We start from the raw sequence: 17,958 nt of genomic DNA, 5'->3' as shown, positions 1-17,958 counted from the left end.
AATATTGATTTAATGAAAGATAGTCCAACGTCTTCTTCGGAAATCGAAGATAAATTATTTCCCTCAAAAATAACACTTCAAATTAAAGGAAAGCTCTTTCTCTTGGATGAACCTGTGGTAATGGGCATTCTTAATGTTACGCCTGATTCTTTTTTTGCCAAAAGCAGAATGGCGGGAGACATATCCCTCCTACTATCCCAAGCAGAAAAAATGGTTCAGGAAGGCGCTAAGATTTTGGACCTTGGAGGCTACAGCAGCAGGCCGGGAGCGGAAGATGTCAGTCCAAAATCGGAAATGGACAGGATCTTACCAGCATTAAAAGCGCTCAAAGAAAAGTTTCCTGACACTTTGGTATCCATAGATACTTTCCGACATGAAGTAGCCCTGGCCGCAGCCAAAGAGGGGGCCGATATCATCAACGATATTTCTGGAGGCGAATTGGATCCTGATATGATTCCTACTGTAGGAAAAATAAAACTTCCCTATATCTGCATGCACATGCGGGGAAATCCTGCAACCATGCAGGGCAAAACAGAGTATAATAATATAGAAAAGGAAATTTTATCATTTTTTAATGAAAAATTGAACCAATGTCGCAAAGCTGGCATTAATGATGTTATAATAGATCCAGGATTTGGCTTTGCCAAAACTATTGAACAAAATTATAGGATTCTTAAAAACTTATCCTATTTTACTACTATAGGTCAACCTATATTAGCAGGATTCTCCAGGAAGTCGATGATTTATAAAACCTTAAACATAACTCCTGAAGAAGCCCTGAATGGAACTACAGCTTTAAACATGGTAGCCCTAATCAATGGGGCCAAAATATTGAGAGTACATGATGTAAAAGAAGCAACTGAAACAATTAAACTATATAAAAACATATACCCTTGAACTTACTTTTCAAAATAGGTTTTTTAGACGTTTCCATCGTCAATATTATAGACATCACCTTGGTAAGCATATTGATTTACCAGGTCTATAAATTGATGCGGGGAAGCGTTGCCATTAAGATTTTTTTGGGGTTTATGTCACTATACTTGGTCTACCTTGTCGTCAATGCTGCCAAAATGGAACTGTTGTCCATCATTTTGGGACAGTTTATGGGGGTAGGTGTGATTGCTGCCCTGATCCTTTTTGCCCCAGAAATCAGAAAATTCCTGTTGATTATTGGCAAAACATCCATCCTTTCCAATGAGAATGTTCTTCAGGAGTTGCTGTTTTGGAGAAAAAAGGAAACAATGGCCTTCAACATCACGCCGATTATTGAAGCGTCCAAATCATTGGCCGGCACCAGCACGGGAGCCCTGATGGTGATATCCCGAAATTCAGAATTGAAGTTTTATGCCGAAAGCGGTGACCTGATAGATGCGGTAGTTTCAAAAAGATTACTGATTTCCATATTTAACAAATACAGCCCCCTGCATGACGGAGCAGTTATTATCTATAACGGAAAGGTAAAAGCTGCCAGGTGCATTCTTCCCGTAACGGAAAAAGAAGTTCCCGCCCATTTTGGCCTTAGGCACCGGGCTGCCATAGGAATGTCAGAAGCCACCGATACACTGGTACTGATAGTATCTGAAGAAACCGGACAGGTATCCATGGCCAAAAACGGCAATATTCTTCACAACCTCTCCTTTCAAGAGGTGCGTGAAATCCTCAACAGCTACCTTACAGGAATTGACATTGATGATAAGTTTGAATTTGTCACCTCTTCCTTCGAAAGTAAAAAGCTCAAACAGCGACCTGCTGAAGCATAAAAAGCGACCCTTTGGGCCGCTTTTTTTATAAGATTATCCGCCTTTACTTCAAGAACTGCTTTCATAAAAGTCTCCTGAAATTCAGAAAAATCAATCCCCAAGACCCCATGTTAATTATGCGAGCTCTGGAGGAAACACCTTGCAAATTTTGAAGCACTGGCATAACCGCTACAATTATTTTATAACTCCCAATTCCTTTCCAACTTCAATAAAAGCTGAGATTGCCTTATCCAGATGTTCCTGTTCATGGGCTGCCGACACCTGTACCCTGATCCTGGCTTGTCCTTTAGGCACTACTGGGTAATAAAAACCGATCACATAAATCCCTTTCTCCAACAGTTTTTCTGCCATCTGTTGGGAGAGTGCCGCATCATAAAGCATAATCGGAACAATAGGGTGGACGCCCGGCTTGATATCAAATCCCGCCTCTGTCATTTTCTCCCTGAAATAAGTCGTATTCGCCTCCAGTTTATCCCTCAGCTCCGTGGTACTTGACAAAAGGTCAAAAACTGCAATAGAAGCACCGGTAATGGCAGGTGCCAAAGTATTGGAAAACAAATAAGGTCTTGATCGCTGCCTCAGAATATCTATGATCTCCTTTCTCCCCGAGGTAAAGCCTCCTGAAGCTCCCCCTAATGCCTTGCCCAAGGTACCGGTAATGATGTCCATCTTACCCATTACCCCTTTCAGCTCATGTACCCCACGACCTGTTTCTCCGATAAAACCGGTAGAGTGACATTCATCGGACATGACCAAAGCATTGTACTTCTCTGCTAGAGCCACTATTTTATCCATCTGAGCAATTGTTCCATCCATGGAGAAGGCGCCGTCCGTCACAATCAATTTTTGCTTTGCCCCTTTTTCATCGGCTGCTTTAAGCTGCTCCTCCAAATCCTCCATATCATTGTGCTTGTAACGAAACCGCATGGCTTTGCACAGACGCACGCCATCGATAATCGAAGCATGATTCAGCGCATCGGAGATAATCGCATCTTCCGGCCCTAACAGCGGCTCGAAAACACCCCCATTGGCATCAAAGGCTGCAGCATACAATATGGTATCCTCCGTCCCCAAAAACTCGCTTATTTTATCCTCCAAGGTTTTATGAATATCCTGTGTACCACAGATAAAACGCACAGAGGACATCCCATAGCCGTGGGAATCTATAGCGTCCTTGGCTGCCTGAACCACTTTAGGATGACTGGAAAGGCCTAAATAATTATTGGCACAAAAATTCAATACCTGCTTGCCTCCCGAGATAGCAATCTCCGCCCCCTGCGGGGAGGTTATCACTCGCTCAGACTTATACAGACCGGCCTCTTCAATTTCTTTCAGTTCCTTACCTAATTTACTTTTTAAACTTTCGTACATGATATATTTGGATTTTTTTTTGTATTTTCGTAATTCAAAAACTTTCACATAAAAGTAATTGAAAATATTTATATTTGGTAAGATTGATAAGATTGAATTTATTAATTTTACTAAAGATGTAAACCCTAAATATAAGAAGGAGAGGTAGCTAATTTGAATTAGCGCACTTCACAGAGATTATGGAAAAGATACTTATCACAGGAGCAGCTGGACAATTAGGGTCCGAGTTGACTTATGCACTCACAGAAATTTATGGCGGCGACAATGTCATTGCAACAGACATCAATGAAGCTGCCGCCTACAAATTTGACTATTGCCGCTTTTATCCCCTCAATGTTCTCGACCATGAGGAGCTGGCAAAAATTGTCAAAGCGGAAAAAGTCACACAGATTTACCATCTTGCCGCCATTCTGTCCGCCACGAGTGAAAAGAACCCTCTTTTTGCGTGGAAACTGAACATGGACAGCCTTCTTTCCATCTTGGAGCTGGCAAAAGTACAAAAGCTCAATAAAGTTTACTGGCCTTCCTCCATTGCTGTATTCGGCCCGAACACGCCCATGCAACAGACGCCGCAACACTGCATTATGGACCCCAATACCGTTTACGGGATCTCTAAGCAAGCTGGGGAAAGATGGTGTGATTATTATTTTCAGAAGTACAATGTAGACGTAAGAAGTCTTCGCTATCCAGGCTTGATCGGATATAAATCTCTACCGGGAGGTGGCACGACGGATTACGCCGTAGACATATTCCATAAAGCCATTGAGGGTGAAAAGTTTGAATGCTTTCTTGCTGAGAACACCTATCTTCCCATGATGTACATGCCCGACGCCATCAAAGCCACCATTGACTTGATGCACGCCCCGGCAGAACATATCAAAATCCGCTCAAGCTATAATTTGGGAGGCATCAGTTTCTCCCCAAAAGAACTGCATGCCTGCATACAAAAGCATCTTCCTGAGTTTGAAATCACCTATAAGCCTGACTTCCGACAACACATAGCAGACACCTGGCCTGACAGCATAGATGACAGTGCGGCCAAAACCGATTGGGGCTGGCAACATTCTTACGGGCTTGAAGAAATGACACAGGATATTTTGACTAACTTACCGGCATATTTGGTCAACTTCAAATAACGTACCCTAATGAAAAGTAGCTGGACTTTATTCATTCCCCTCATTGGAAGCCTGCTGGTAGCCTGTGATCCTTCTCCGCAAGAGAACTCCAATAATTCAATAAATGAAACAACGGAAGCAGCGGACAAGCCACTTGAAACAGGCACATCTACTTGGTATACTTATGAGGGGACTGTTCCCTGTGCAGACTGTTCAGGAATCAAGATGACACTGTATCTTGAAAACCATCCCGACAAAACCTCCCGAGGGTTCCGGTTAAAGGAAACTTTCCTTGGCACGCCAGAAGGGGACAGAACTTTTGAGACCAGTGGACGATATGAAGTAATTTATGGGACCAATGAAAATCCCGGCGCCATGCTCATCAGTCTGATCGATGAAAACGGAAGCATTTTCAAAAACTTCCTTCAAGAAAAGGACGGGAATTCATTTACCCTGCTTGACCAAAACAAGAAAAAAATAGATTCAACACTGAACTACAAACTGACAAAAAAATAAAACCTGGTTACCCAGGTTTTATTTTTTATTTTCAATCAGTGACTTATCAAAGCCTACCAAAATTTCCCCATCGGGATAAACCATCACCGGCCTCTTAATCATACTACTGTTTTCTATCAACAATGGTATAGCAGTTGCACGCTCATCCACCTTTTCCTTTACATCTTCAGACAGCTTTCTATAAGTTGTCCCGCGCTTGTTGACCAATGATTCCAAGTTAACTTTATCCAAAAACGACTGAATAAGTTCGGAGGAGGGATGCTCTTTTTTATAATCTACAAACTGGTAATCCACTTTGATTTCATCCAAAAGCTTAAAGGTCTTTTTCATTGTATCACAATTTTTGATACCGTACACCTTCAGTTTATCTGCCATAATGTTCTTGTCAATTATTTGTTCTTGTACTATTTTCTTGCTGGAAGCCGGCGCCTTAAAAGCGCAGGACCTTATTAGAGCCATCACAAAATCTCATTCAATGCATCTTCACTGGCCTGAACAATGTGCGCTACATGCCCCTTGTCGAGGGATGTGGACAGAAACAGGCTTTCAAATTGTGACGGAGGCAAATAAACGCCCCTTCTCAACATGGCCTGGAAATACTTACCAAATAAGGCGGTGTCGGATTTTTTAGCAGACTCAAAGTCGTAAACCTCTTCGTTGGTAAAAAACATGCTGTACATGCTTCCCAAGTGGGTGGTGGTATAGTCTAAACCCAATTTCTTCAAACTTGCCTTCACCCCTTCCACAATACTTTTTCCGGTTTCTGCTAAATCCTTATACACCTCTGAATGATCGTGCAGATATTGCAGCATGGCCAAACCGGCAGCCATTGCGATAGGGTTTCCCGACAAGGTTCCCGCCTGATAAACCGGTCCTACAGGAGATACAAAATCCATGATTTCCTTTTTACCTCCATAGGCCCCGACAGGCATCCCCCCACCGATTATTTTACCCATGGTGGTCAAATCAGGAGTGACCCCAAATACTTCTTGGGCTCCGCCCTGCGCCAATCGGAAACCGGTCATTACTTCATCAAAGATCAATACGATCCCTTCGTTATCGCATAAGGTCCGCAAGCCTTCAAGGAAACCTTTCTTCGGTAATACAAGCCCCATGTTCCCAGGTACAGGCTCCAGAATAATCGCGGCCACCTCGCCTTTATTGGCTTCTACCAAGGCCTTGACCGCATCCAAATCATTATATGGCGCCAACAAGGTATCTTTAGCGGTGCCTTTGGTCACTCCGGGACTGTTCGGTTCTCCCATGGTAATGGCTCCCGAACCCGCTGCGATTAAGAACGAATCACCGTGACCGTGATAATTTCCTTCAAACTTAATGAACTTATCCCTGCCAGTATAACCCCTTGCCAGACGGATAGCGGACATGGTTGCCTCCGTGCCGGAATTAACCATTCGTACCTTTTCTACCGATGGCACCATCTTGGTAATCAGTTCTGCTATTTCTATCTCCTTTGCAGTAGGAGCCCCAAATGAAGTTCCTGTTTCGAGTGCTTTGGCAATGGCCTCTTTGATCACAGGGTGATTATGCCCTAGGATCATTGGCCCCCAACTGTTGATCAATTCTATGTATTTATTGCCATCTTCATCAAAAAGATAAGGCCCATCTGCCCTCTTGATGAACAAGGGATCTCCCCCTACTGCTTTAAAAGCCCTTACTGGTGAATTCACTCCACCGGGAATGACATGTTGAGCGCTGGCAAAAAGCGCTTTACTATTCTTAATATCCATTAAAACTTTTATTTTATTTCTTGGAGTTTTCCTTGGTTCAACTTCAAAAACGGAACATATAGATTGCATTGACTGTTCCTGAAATTCAAGCCAAAACTCAGGTTTCCATCTACCTGCCCTCTCTGGTTCAGGTTGGCCCTGAAGTCAAACCCATTCCTGTTGTTGATGGTATTAGACACCCAAGTCATCAGATCATATCCCATATAGGCATAATCCCCTGGGTAACTATTGTATTTTTCAAAAAAGCGAAACCTAAAATCATCCACTTCCGACTTGGCCATGTTGATCGTATTATTTCCAATATAGTGCAAGTCATTGCCTTCCAACAACTCAAAATTCGCGAAGTTAAAGAACAACCAACTGTCCATTACAAATATAGGTGTGGTGGTTGACATTGATTCCAGCAAGGCAAGTGTCGGGGAAGCAATATAAGGGTCATCGGAAAAGATAATCACTTGGTCAACTTTTGAAGTGGATTGCCCTGACCTTATCCCTACATCACTTAAAAACCTTCTGATATTATTGGAGGCAACCTTTTGATTATATACTATTTGGTATCCCATTCTGCTTGCCTCTTCGGCATATTCCTTGGCCAGCAGTTCGTCTTTAGTTGATCCGGAATAGGCCACGGCTACTTTTTTACCGGAGACATGCCTTCTGGCATATTCCAACAGATGATTTACCACCACCTTAGTGGAAGGCCGGAAGAGATATGCATAATCCCTTCCGTCAAAATTTTCTGCAATATTGGACACCGGATTGATAAATGGGATCTGGTTTCTCTCTGCAAAAGCCGATACCAACTCAGTCTCTTCAGGATAAACAGGACCTATAATAATATCCGCCCTGTGAAAAAACGGGTCCGTCAAAATCTTCCGTACTACCTCGTCTTTTCTTTCTGTATCGAAAGTCATCACATTAATATCCACGCCATTTTTCTTGGCATCCTTTAAGGCCAGATCTATCCCTTGATACAATTCAAAAACAAAGTTATTCCCTTTGATATTTCTTACCCCGCTTCCGCCTTGATAGTTAAAGGGCAACACGATAGCGACATCCAAGGTATTATTTACGATTCGATCCATGGAGGCCTTGGCCCCGTTACCATTGGTGATTCCCTTAAGTTCATTCAATATTTGTTTTTCACTGCTGGTTAGCACGGTCTGCGCCTTGAGTTTTTCCTCTAGGGCCCTGACATAACCTTCATTGCCCTTAAATGCATTCCAGTGCGCGACCATAAAGCTTACTGTTGCATTTTTGCTCAAAAAATCATAACTGGCCTTAAACGCTTCTTGCTGAAGGCTTTCCTCTCTAATCTTGCTTATCTCACTCAAGCCCGAAAAAGCCTGGTTTTGCCCAAAGTAACTAAGCACAAGTAAATAATGCGCTTCATCCTCTTTCTCCCATTCATACTCATCCAACAGTTGCTCTAATGTCGCTTGGGCAAGTTGGTACTGACCGTTGGTGTAGGCAGCTCTTGCAAAATGATACCGGGCATACATCGACAATTTACCATAATCCCTGTAACTTAAATAGGGGCGCAAGCGCTCCATGGCATCCGCTGTATTACCACTGTCAATAAGTCTTACAGCATTACTATACCCGGTACCGCTCTGTGCCCAAACCGAAAATTGAAAAAGTAGGACAAGGAGTAATAGTAGATTGATCTTTTTCATGGATGAATAACTTTCATTAGTTTTTAAAAGGCATTGCTCAGGGCCCGCAAACAACCTCAACAAGAAGGCCTTGGACTTACTCGCATTAAATTCCCAGTAGTGGATAAAGCCTACCTTCAACTAAAATCAAATTTTATACCTTTCTCTAAGGCGGAACACGAATTTAATTGATTTTGATGCAAAACCACATAAAAAAAGCCTGATTTAAACCAGGCTCTTTCTTTATTCCCACTCAATGGTGGCAGGTGGCTTGGAGCTGATATCGTAAACAACCCTGTTCACACCTTTCACCTTATTGATAATATCATTTGAAATCTTTCCTAGGAATTCATAGGGCAAATGAACCCAATCAGCCGTCATTCCGTCAACGGAAGTTACCGCTCTAAGAGAAACTACTTTTTCATAGGTTCTTTCATCCCCCATCACTCCTACTGACTGAACAGGAAGCAAGATGGCGCCTGCCTGCCACACCTCATCATAAAGCCCATCATTTTTCAGGCCTTGGATAAAAATATGATCCACCTCTTGAAGGGTAGCTACTTTTTCGGGAGTGATGTCTCCTAGAATCCTAATGGCCAATCCTGGTCCTGGAAAAGGATGACGCCCAATAATGTTTTCGGGAATCTGCAACGACCTTCCTACTTCCCTTACCCCGTCTTTAAACAAGGTATTCAACGGCTCGACTACCTTTAGCTTCATAAAATCAGGCAGCCCCCCTACATTGTGGTGGGATTTGATCGTGGCAGAAGGACCGTTAACGGACACAGATTCGATCACATCAGGATAAATAGTTCCTTGGCCCAACCACTTCACTCCTTCTATCTTATGCGCCTCATCATCAAACACCTCAATAAAGGTATTCCCTATGGCTTTCCGCTTATCTTCAGGATCAGTTTTACCGGTCAGTGCATCATAAAAACGTTGCTTGGCATCCACACCGATCACATTAAGGCCCATGTGCTTGTATGAATCCAGTACCTCTTCATATTCATTTTTACGCAGAAGTCCGTTGTCTACAAATACACAAGTAAGGTTATCACCTATAGCCCGGTGAATCAAAGTGGCTGCGACAGAGGAATCCACACCTCCTGAAAGTCCCATTACCACTTTATCATCCCCCAACTTTTCTTTGAGTTCTGCAATAGAGCTATCGATGAATACATCAGAAGTCCAATCTTGACTGCAACCACAGATCTGTACCACAAAATTCCTGAGCAGGTTTTTGCCTTCCAGTGAATGGGTCACTTCGGGGTGGAACTGAATACCAAAGGTATGTTCATTAGGCACCTTGAAAGCCGCCACTTTTACAGATGGAGTACTGGAAATCACTTCCCAGCTTTCAGGAAGGTCTTTGATCGTATCACCATGAGACATCCATACCTGTGATCCATGAGAAACCTCATGGAAAAGGTCATTGTGTTTATCTATAAAGCTAAGGTTTGCCCTACCGTATTCCCTGATCTCAGAGGGAGCCACGTTCCCACCATATTTCTGCGCAAGCAGCTGTGAACCGTAACATACGCCAAGCAATGGAAGTTTGCCTCGGAATTGATCAAGGTCTATATCAGGAGCGCCTTCATCCTTTACTGAGCAAGGGCTACCGGATAAAATAACCCCTTTAATGTCTGAAGTAATTTCCGGAATCTTATTGAAGGGATGGATTTCACAGTAAACATCGAGTTCTCGTACTCTTCTGGCGATAAGCTGTGTATACTGGGAACCAAAATCTAGGATTAGTATTTGTTCTGCCATGCGCAAAGGTAACCACACTTAAAGAAACGAAAAAGTAGTTTTTTAAAAATTCGGAATATTATTTGGGACCCCTTAAAATTTATTCAGTCCTCTTCCTCTTGTTCACACCTTCTTTACCATGGAGCCTAATCCTTAAAACAAAAAAACAAAGCCCTGACTCAAGGAGCCAGGGCTTTGGGAAATAGAAAACGTTATTTATGACATTAAATTCTCACCTCAGTAGTGCCTCCTCCTTTGAGAGTAACATCCACAGGGGCATTGGTTTTCCAAGCCCCCCCGGTGAAGTCAGGCACATCTATTGAATTGGATCGGTTAGCCACAGACCACTCTGTCAGTGGCGCAATAGCGCTCCAAAGTGCTGCATCATACACATCCTGATCCAAAGGCAATCCATTTCTCAAACAGTCGATCAATCTCCAGATCATCATGAAGTCCATTCCTCCATGGCCACCGATTTTCTTGGCCATCTCTCCCACTTTTTTGGTAATTTCCGGAGTATATTTTTCCTGAAGCTCTGTCATCTGCTCGTCTGTAAACCACCTATGACCGGTAGCTACACCTTCCTTAGGCCATTTTCTGGCCATTCCCTTAGTACCACTTACCAAATGGATCCTAGAGTAAGGTCTTGGAGAGGTCACATCATGCTGGATCATAATAGAACGCCCCTTCTTGGTTTTCACCATCGTGGTGTTCATATTACCCCTGTAATTTTTGGTAGCATAAGAAGCAAAGAAGTTATCATCTCCTGCCAACTCTTGGGCATGGCTCTTCATCATGAAGTCATTGCTGGAAAGAGAAGTCAGATAATCCATTTGGTCCCCCCTGTTGATATCCATAATTTGGCAAACCGGCCCCAATCCATGGGTAGGATAAAGGTTGCCATCACGGAAGTTCTCCTTCAACCTCCACATATCCTGGTAGGCATCTTTGCTAAAGTTCAATCCCAAAAGATCGTGAATATACGCTCCTTCTCCGTGCATGACATCACCAAAGAACCCATCTCTGGCCATGTTCAAGGTCATCATTTCAAAGAAATCATAGCAGCAGTTCTCAAGCATCATACAATGCTTCTTGGTGCGCTCTGAAGTCTCCACCAATTGCCAGCATTCCTCCAAAGTGGTAGCTGCAGGAACCTCTACCGCCACATGCTTGCCCGCTTCCATCGCATAAACCGCCATTGGTGTATGCCATTCCCAAGGAGTAACAATATATACCAGATCAAGATCTTCCTTGTCAATCATTTCTTTCCATGCATAAGCAGATCCGGAGTAGGAAGTAGGCTTATGCGGCGTACCTTTCAGCGTCTTTTGCACCTCATCCACCATTTCTGGTCTTAGATCGCAAAGCGCGTTGATCTCTACGCCTTTAATTTTGCTCATTCGCTCAACAGCCCCCGGGCCGCGCATTCCCAGGCCGATAAAACCTACGCGGACCACATCCAACTTAGGCGCAGCATAACCGGACATATTGAACCGCTGGCTATGCTTTCGCTTACTTTGCTTTAATACTTCATCTAGCTCCGCTTGGGTAAAACCACTCATCCCTGCCCCTACTAAGCCCATACCTGCTAGCCCAGAAAGCTTAAGAAAATCTCTTCTATTGTTGCTCATAATTAATGACTTAATGGTTTAGTGTAAATTTTATTTTGTCAAACACAGCTTAGGTCTTCGAGTCGTCATTAAAAACCATAGACTTTGGCCGCATTGGTATAGAGTACTTTTTGAAGTACTTCCTCGGGCAAACTCAGCCCTTTGAAAGTACCGGTAAATTCGGGGGCCTCCAACTCCTTGTCTGTAGCGAAGAAGTCCCAATGAAATTTCCACAACCGCTCAAACCTTTCTGCCACGCCTTCTTCTCCAAAAGAACCGTCATCAATCACATCAGTCCCATAAATGATCCTGTCCTGATACTTGATCATAAAGTCCCTTACATCCTCCCAACGGGACTGGCTCTGGAGCTGCAAATGACAGATCCTCTCAGCAAGATCAGTAATCAAATTGGGATACTTGTCCAAGCGTTTGGACACTTCATCGATGCTCCACTCCATACTCAACAGATGGAGCCCTACAAATTGAAGTCGGGGGTGACGTTCCAGAATCCTGTCCCTGGCCTCCATTTGCTTTTCATAAGAAGGGTACTCAGGGTGAAGGTACATATGGTACTCGGGATGTCCACTAAAGTAGTTCCTGTCCGAATCAACCGTCATCTCCTCCAATGGCAACCAGCAATTTTTTGGCTCACCCTGATGGCCAATCAAAAGAATATTGTTTTCTTCGAGATAATCCAAAATAGGTTTGATACTTTCATCATCGATCATGATAAAGCGCCCATCCTTATCCTGGAGTTCCATCCCAATATTTTTCCAGATCTTGACACCTACAGCACCATTATCCAAGCCCCTTTTGATCTGCTGAATAGCTTTTTCTGCCCAATCAGGTTCACCCCATCCTTCCGTAGAAAATGAGGTAATGTACTTGATCCGATTGGGATACTTCTTATTCAACTCCTCGATCACATTTGCCTGTCCTTCTATGGAGTCAAAAAAAGGAATTTCCGTATTGATGGAAAGAAATGAAACCCCATACTCCAACGCTTTTTCCATTTTTGCGATGGAGTTAGTATTCAAATGAACATGTGCGTCTATAAAGGGGGTAATCATTTATTTTTGGTTTTTCATTATGTCTAACTTATAACTCACCAGGTCGGTTACTTCCTTGGTAGCCTTTGGAAACACCTTACGCAAATCGATCTCCTCGTTTTGCAAAAGCAATTGCTGCAAGGTCTTCATAAAGATATTTTTAATCTCTGTAGCCAAATTGACCTTACAGATCCCTTTGGAGATCGCCTCTCTCAATTGCTCTTCAGGCACGCCTGAGCTTCCGTGCAACACAAGCGTGGCTGGAGTAACCGCAGCAATCTCACTCAACAGGTCAAAGCGCAACTTTGGCTCTTCCTTATAAAACCCATGGGCAGTACCTATGGAAATTGCCAGTGCATCCACTCCGGTCTGCTCCACAAAAGTTTTAGCCTCTTCAGCGGTGGTAAAGCCCTGGTGCTGGTGTGACTGCCCAAGCTTGGCCACATAGCCAAGTTCAGCCTCCACATGCGCATCGTATTTATGCGCCCTTTTCACCACTTCTTGAGTGATCTTTACATTCTCTTCAAAAGGAAGCTCGCTGCCATCTATCATCACCGAGTCAAAACCTGCATCCAAACAAGCCTGTGCCAATTCCACAGAACCGCCATGGTCCAAGTGAATCCAACCCTCTACACCATATTCATCCAATGCAGCTCTTCCTAAAGAGACCGCTGTCTTCAGGCCCATGTAATCAATGGAACTCTGGGTAAGCTGAAGAATGATCGGCTCATTGAGGGCAGATGCTGCTTTCAACACTCCTTGAAGCGTTTCAAGGTTATAGAAATTGGTGGCCAATAGACCGCGTTTTTGCTGGGTAAACTGGCTTAATTTATCCTTTATTTTCATGACAATGATTAAATTTCTTGTTTTAATATGGTTTGTGCCCTGTTTTTAAGTCCCTGCAGGCTATCAAACGCGCCGGTTCCGCCGGCGGCAGTGGTATTGAGAGCTCCTGTCAGGTTGGCAAACCTGAGGCATTCTTCCCAGTCCTTACCTTCCAAAAACTTACAGATAAAACCTGCATTAAAGCTATCTCCGGCCCCTATGGCATCCACAAACTGCTCGTTCACAAATGGCGCAGCTTTTGTAACTTTTCCTTTTTGGTAGACCAAGCCTCCCTTGATTCCCATTTTCAGGGCGATAGTATTGGCATATTCGCTTAGCAAAGCCAAGCCTTCTTCGACGCGGTCCTTGCCGGTCAGGGCCAGTAATTCAGCTTCATTAGGAAGAAAGATATCCACATAGGGTAAACAGGACTTGTAATCAAAATCCCATTTATTATCTGGATCCACCTGCAGGTCCAAAGAAGTGGTCATCCCTGCCTCCTTGGCCTTTTTGAAAATCTGGGCAATGTCTTTTTGAATACCTTTCTGAAGGAAATAATTGGACAAATGGAAATGGCGGTAAGCCGATGCCTCTCCCCAGGGGATATCATCAATGCTCAAATCCTCCATCGCTCCACAATAGGTCACATTTGCCCTGTCCTGGTCGTAATTCATCACGACGGTCAAACCAGTTTTATGGTCTTTTGAAAGGGATATATGAGTAGTATCGACTTTCTTTCCCTTAAGAACCTCACAGACAAATTGCCCGAAATCATCATTCCCAACTTTACCGCAAAAAGCGGTTTCTACACCAAGTGTAGCAATATTGGAAGCAAAAATAGCCGAGGAACTGCCCAGAGTGACGTCCATTTTTTTGGCTACCTTTTCCTCCCCTACTTCAGGAAATCCTTGAATCTGGTTTAATATCAGATCTATATTGAGTTCCCCTACTACTAACAGGTCTTTTTTATGCATAGCTCAATTCTTTAATCGTTACTTTGGGAAGCAATGCCTCCACATCGCTCCTGTACAGCATCCCCAAATCCTTCCTCAGACAGTTGGCCGCTCCAAAAGCCACTCCATGACGGGCGATCTCCTCTACGGACAAACCATTGCTTACCCCGTAGGCCACCCCCGCAGTCAAACAATCCCCACTTCCAACCGTACTCACCACCTTATCTATGGTGACATTGGCGTGGATCAGTTTCCCAAGGTAATTCAAGTAAAGTCCTTCCTTCCCTCGGGTTAAGGCAATTAAATCAACCTTTTCACTCAGCTGCTGGATTGCTTCCATCGGATCATCGGTACCGCACATGGCTTTGGCCTCATGTTCATTCAGATGAAGACCGAAAAAGCCTTTTTCCAAAGCATTCTCAAGCATTGCCCCGGCACAATCCAAAATCACCTTTTTGTTCAGCGCTGCCGCCTTCTCTACCAAAGCCGTATAAGCGCCTTCGGAGGCGTGCTTTGGCCATGAACCTGACAGCACGGCCAAGTCGGACTGCTTCATTTGTTCCTCAAAAACATGGATAAACTCCTCCAATTTTTCGCGGGTCATTTCCGGCCCGGGCTCCAAGAGCTCTGTATGGTTGAGGGTTGGATCATCAGAAAGAAAAGTGTAGCATTTTCTGTTCGCCCCTTCCAACTCAGGCCCGGTGCTCTCAATTCCCAGTGCTCGACAGGTTTCGACGATCCATTTGCCTGAATGCCCTGCCCAGTTCCCCAGCAAGTTGGTTTTCTGACCAAATTCACTGAGGGCCAAAGCTACATGCACTCCCTTCCCTCCTGCAAATTCCTCCTGTTTTGAGATTCGGTTGGCTCCGCCCATTTCCATTGCGGAAATCCAGGCGTAAGTATCAATTGATGGATTTGGACATACCGAGAGAATCATCCTTGACTTATCTTTTATAAATATTCACTCCTTGTACTACCCGACTGATTGCGCCACTTACTGATGGATTATCGGGCTGCAGGCCCAATTGCAGACACTTATAGAAGCCCAATAACTGTCCTACAAGAGTAGCAGGCAAGACATTAAACACGGCATCTTCAGCATTACCTACGGCCTCCAGTTCCAAAATAGAATTAAAGCCAGTGGTATCAGCAGCAGCAAAACTTACAGTTTTGATATCCCGCTTGTCCTGTCCGATGCTATCTGCCAGATCCTTTTCGTACCTGGCCACATGCCCATCCTTGGCAAACAAATATACAATGACCGAATCCTCATTGGCCACAGCCCTAGGCCCGTGTCGGAAACCTAAAAAGGAATCATGCTTACATACCACCTGCCCGTCTGTAAGCTCTTGAAGCTTCAGATGACATTCTCTGGCAATACCCAACATAGGCCCTGAACCTAAGAAAATCACTCTTTTAAAATCCCGCTCTGCCAACTTCTCGAAATCCCCCAATTTGGTTCTTAGCATGATATTCGCCGTCTCCACCGCATTTTCAAAAGCTGGCTTAATGGCTGTCAATTCATCAATTCCAGCTACCATCAATACGGTCAACAACATGGATGTAAAGCTGCCGGTCATGGCAAGGCTATTATCGTTGGCTGCCTCCGGAAGCACTATGGCCAGACAATTCCCCCCACAATCTTCTGCGTAAGCTGCCAATTGCCCTTCTGCATTACAGGTGATAACCAAATGATAAACATCATCACAGAACTCATCGGCTAACCTTACCGCCTCCACACTTTCAGGACTGTTTCCAGAACGGGCAAAAGACACCAATAAAGTTGGCTTGTCCTTTAAAAAGAATAATTCTGGATGGGTCACCAAATCTGTGGTGGCAATTGCCTGAGTATACACCCCTGTTTTTTGCTGCACTACTCCTTGTGCGGATTCTCCTATAAAGGCAGAAGACCCCGCTCCTGTAAGGATAATCCTTGCATTGTTTTTCTTAAAAATCGGCGCCACAAATGACTGAATTTCTTCCTTCATCCGCTCAACCTGGTCAAAAACCATGGTCCACAATTCAGGCTGTCCCGCAATCTCCTTTGCAGTATGGAAAGCCCCTTTAGCTTCTGCCGTTTCCGTATTTAAGGTCAAATAGGTCGTTTGTATCATATTTTTATTTGAATAATCGTATTTGGTAAAATTCGTCTCCTCCCGCTCATCTCCTCCCGCTCCTTCATCTCCAACCCATAGGAAAACCAAAGTAGAGCTACTTGAGTGACAAACTTTCGTTTCATATACACCTCAAATTAAACGAAATAAAATGAAACAAAAAAATTTCAAATCATTTTTATATAACGAACTACAAACAATTAATGTTTCAAGCAAATGATCTATCCACCATCAACAAAAGTATCCTCTTAAATCAAGGGCAAAAGCCACCTTACAAACAATATTATTCTGCCAATCAACAAAAGCTTTCTAAAAGCCTTAATCCCCTCCTGAAAAACTGCCTACATTTCAGCACATCCATTTTAAAAAAATATTTCATCATCTTAAGACCGGGGGCACTTCTATTTGACAACTAAAAAAGAAAAAGCCAGTGACCTGAGCACTGGCTTCTTATTTCTATTTAAAGGCATACTGTATTGCTGTAAACAAACCTGATGGAACCTCAAGTTTAAACGAAGTTGCTCGGCTAAACAGCAGGCTTCTTTCCATTGATCACTCCAGATATTTGAAGTTATAGTCCGGATCCAGGTCTTCAAGGAACCCAACTATTAAGTCCACCACATGCTCTATGTCTTCTTTACTGGCTGTTTCAACAGTTGTATGCATATATTTCAATGGCAACGAAACCAATGCCGAAGGCACTCCATCATTAGAGTAAGCAAAAGCATCCGTATCCGTCCCTGTACTTCTGGAAGCTGCTGCCCTTTGAAAGGGCAACTCCCTCTTCTTAGCAGAGGCTATAATCAAATCCAATAATTTTTTATGCACAGAAGCCCCATAAGTCAACACAGGACCTTTTCCGGCCACCTGTTCTCCACTTGTAATTTTGTTGTACATCGGTGCAGTGGTATCGTGACACACATCCGTGATCACGGCCACGTTGGGCTTTATCTTGGCCGCTATCATCTCTGCACCCCTAAGCCCTATTTCTTCCTGAACAGCATTCACGATATACAGACCAAATGGCAATTTAATGCCTTTGTCAAACAGGGTCTTGGCCACCTGCGCAATCATGTACCCCCCTATCCTATTGTCAAGGGCCCTACCGGAATAAAACTTCCCATTAAGGTCCATCAATTCATCCTTAAACGTCACCACGCATCCGACATGAATCCCCAACTCCTCCACTTCTTCCTTTGACCTGGCCCCAACGTCTATAAAAATATTCTCCAGGGAAGGCTTTTCCTCCTTATCCCCTTTTCTGACATGTATGGCAGGCCAGCCAAAAACTCCGGGCACCACCTTTTTATCCGTATGGATGTTGACCCGCATCGAAGGCGCGATCATATGGTCAGACCCACCGTTTCTCCTGACATAGATATAGCCTTCCGCTGTAATATAATTCACAAACCAACTGATTTCATCTGCATGGGCTTCAATGACCACTTTATAGGATGCATCTGGATTGATTACACCTACCGCAGTCC

At 43.8% G+C, this 17,958-nt stretch carries 16 protein-coding genes; 4 read left to right on the top strand and 12 right to left on the bottom strand.

All coding sequences use genetic code 11. From position 1 onward, the window contains the following. The first annotated feature begins 12 nt into the window (after positions 1–12). Positions 13–897, top strand: a complete 885-nt coding sequence (gene folP / locus ACYVAA_RS03725; protein ID WP_460538719.1) for a dihydropteroate synthase — start codon at positions 13–15, stop codon at positions 895–897. Further along, positions 894–1,763 carry a diadenylate cyclase gene (cdaA, locus tag ACYVAA_RS03720; RefSeq protein WP_460538718.1) on the top strand — a complete coding sequence of 290 codons (870 nt, stop codon included), beginning with the start codon at positions 894–896 and terminating at the stop codon, positions 1,761–1,763. Before folP ends, cdaA begins: the two co-directional genes overlap by 4 nt. A 174-nt stretch (positions 1,764–1,937) precedes the next feature. On the opposite strand, the gene kbl is transcribed toward cdaA, so the two are convergent. Further along, positions 1,938–3,134: a glycine C-acetyltransferase gene (gene kbl / locus ACYVAA_RS03715; protein ID WP_460538717.1), complete on the bottom strand. Its 1,197-nt coding sequence runs from the start codon at positions 3,132–3,134 to the stop codon at positions 1,938–1,940. A gap of 179 nt (positions 3,135–3,313) precedes the next feature. On the opposite strand from kbl, the gene ACYVAA_RS03710 reads away from it, so the two are divergent. Next, a complete protein-coding gene (locus ACYVAA_RS03710) occupies positions 3,314–4,270 on the top strand; it encodes a Rossmann-fold NAD(P)-binding domain-containing protein (protein ID WP_460538716.1) in 957 nt (318 codons plus the stop codon). Positions 4,271–4,279: 9 nt separating this feature from the next. Beyond that, on the top strand, positions 4,280–4,765 hold the full coding sequence (locus tag ACYVAA_RS03705; RefSeq protein ID WP_460538715.1) for a copper resistance protein NlpE N-terminal domain-containing protein: 486 nt from the start codon (positions 4,280–4,282) through the stop codon (positions 4,763–4,765). A gap of 18 nt (positions 4,766–4,783) precedes the next feature. On the opposite strand, the gene ACYVAA_RS03700 is transcribed toward ACYVAA_RS03705, so the two are convergent. From ACYVAA_RS03700 to ACYVAA_RS03650, 11 genes are all read right to left on the bottom strand, one after another. Next, positions 4,784–5,095, bottom strand: a complete 312-nt coding sequence (locus ACYVAA_RS03700; protein ID WP_460538714.1) for an ArsC/Spx/MgsR family protein — start codon at positions 5,093–5,095, stop codon at positions 4,784–4,786. Positions 5,096–5,223: 128 nt separating this feature from the next. Then, positions 5,224–6,513, bottom strand: coding sequence for a glutamate-1-semialdehyde 2,1-aminomutase (hemL, locus tag ACYVAA_RS03695; protein ID WP_460538713.1), 1,290 nt, complete (start codon positions 6,511–6,513; stop codon positions 5,224–5,226). Positions 6,514–6,521: 8 nt separating this feature from the next. Then, complete coding sequence (locus ACYVAA_RS03690; RefSeq protein WP_460538712.1) at positions 6,522–8,189, bottom strand: ABC transporter substrate-binding protein; 1,668 nt, start codon at positions 8,187–8,189, stop codon at positions 6,522–6,524. A gap of 222 nt (positions 8,190–8,411) precedes the next feature. Then, complete coding sequence (gene guaA, locus ACYVAA_RS03685; protein WP_460538711.1) at positions 8,412–9,941, bottom strand: glutamine-hydrolyzing GMP synthase; 1,530 nt, start codon at positions 9,939–9,941, stop codon at positions 8,412–8,414. Between the two features lie 203 nt (positions 9,942–10,144). Then, complete coding sequence (locus ACYVAA_RS03680; RefSeq protein ID WP_460538710.1) at positions 10,145–11,551, bottom strand: Gfo/Idh/MocA family protein; 1,407 nt, start codon at positions 11,549–11,551, stop codon at positions 10,145–10,147. Between the two features lie 68 nt (positions 11,552–11,619). Then, positions 11,620–12,600, bottom strand: coding sequence for an amidohydrolase family protein (locus ACYVAA_RS03675; protein ID WP_460538709.1), 981 nt, complete (start codon positions 12,598–12,600; stop codon positions 11,620–11,622). Next, positions 12,601–13,425 carry a class II fructose-bisphosphate aldolase gene (locus tag ACYVAA_RS03670; RefSeq protein WP_460538708.1) on the bottom strand — a complete coding sequence of 275 codons (825 nt, stop codon included), beginning with the start codon at positions 13,423–13,425 and terminating at the stop codon, positions 12,601–12,603. 8 nt (positions 13,426–13,433) lie between these two features. Next, complete coding sequence (locus ACYVAA_RS03665) at positions 13,434–14,378, bottom strand: carbohydrate kinase family protein (protein ID WP_460538707.1); 945 nt, start codon at positions 14,376–14,378, stop codon at positions 13,434–13,436. Continuing rightward, a complete protein-coding gene (locus tag ACYVAA_RS03660; protein ID WP_460538706.1) occupies positions 14,371–15,294 on the bottom strand; it encodes a 1-phosphofructokinase family hexose kinase in 924 nt (307 codons plus the stop codon). Before ACYVAA_RS03660 ends, ACYVAA_RS03665 begins: the two co-directional genes overlap by 8 nt. A 7-nt stretch (positions 15,295–15,301) precedes the next feature. Next, a complete protein-coding gene (locus ACYVAA_RS03655; RefSeq protein WP_460538705.1) occupies positions 15,302–16,471 on the bottom strand; it encodes an SIS domain-containing protein in 1,170 nt (389 codons plus the stop codon). Between the two features lie 552 nt (positions 16,472–17,023). After that, on the bottom strand, positions 17,024–17,958 hold a 935-nt coding region (locus tag ACYVAA_RS03650; protein WP_460538704.1), incomplete at its 5' end, for a M20/M25/M40 family metallo-hydrolase.

Source organism: Echinicola sediminis, assembly GCF_054777495.1.
Note: the sequence above shows the minus strand (reverse complement) of the source record. Positions and strands in the feature narration are given on the sequence as shown.

Bases quoted from the DNA above. Each gene is read 5' to 3' on its own strand.
- ACYVAA_RS03680 (WP_460538710.1), bottom strand. From the start codon at position 11,551: ATGAGCAACAATAGAAGAGATTTTCTTAAGCTTTCTGGGCTAGCAGGT.
- ACYVAA_RS03675 (WP_460538709.1), bottom strand. From the start codon at position 12,600: ATGATTACCCCCTTTATAGACGCACATGTTCATTTGAATACTAACTCC.
- ACYVAA_RS03690 (WP_460538712.1), bottom strand. From the start codon at position 8,189: ATGAAAAAGATCAATCTACTATTACTCCTTGTCCTACTTTTTCAATTT.
- hemL (WP_460538713.1), bottom strand. From the start codon at position 6,513: ATGGATATTAAGAATAGTAAAGCGCTTTTTGCCAGCGCTCAACATGTC.
- ACYVAA_RS03710 (WP_460538716.1), top strand. From the start codon at position 3,314: ATGGAAAAGATACTTATCACAGGAGCAGCTGGACAATTAGGGTCCGAG.
- ACYVAA_RS03670 (WP_460538708.1), bottom strand. From the start codon at position 13,425: ATGAAAATAAAGGATAAATTAAGCCAGTTTACCCAGCAAAAACGCGGT.
- folP (WP_460538719.1), top strand. From the start codon at position 13: ATGAAAGATAGTCCAACGTCTTCTTCGGAAATCGAAGATAAATTATTT.
- guaA (WP_460538711.1), bottom strand. From the start codon at position 9,941: ATGGCAGAACAAATACTAATCCTAGATTTTGGTTCCCAGTATACACAG.
- ACYVAA_RS03705 (WP_460538715.1), top strand. From the start codon at position 4,280: ATGAAAAGTAGCTGGACTTTATTCATTCCCCTCATTGGAAGCCTGCTG.
- ACYVAA_RS03700 (WP_460538714.1), bottom strand. From the start codon at position 5,095: ATGAAAAAGACCTTTAAGCTTTTGGATGAAATCAAAGTGGATTACCAG.
- kbl (WP_460538717.1), bottom strand. From the start codon at position 3,134: ATGTACGAAAGTTTAAAAAGTAAATTAGGTAAGGAACTGAAAGAAATT.
- ACYVAA_RS03660 (WP_460538706.1), bottom strand. From the start codon at position 15,294: ATGATTCTCTCGGTATGTCCAAATCCATCAATTGATACTTACGCCTGG.
- ACYVAA_RS03665 (WP_460538707.1), bottom strand. From the start codon at position 14,378: ATGCATAAAAAAGACCTGTTAGTAGTAGGGGAACTCAATATAGATCTG.
- ACYVAA_RS03655 (WP_460538705.1), bottom strand. From the start codon at position 16,471: ATGATACAAACGACCTATTTGACCTTAAATACGGAAACGGCAGAAGCT.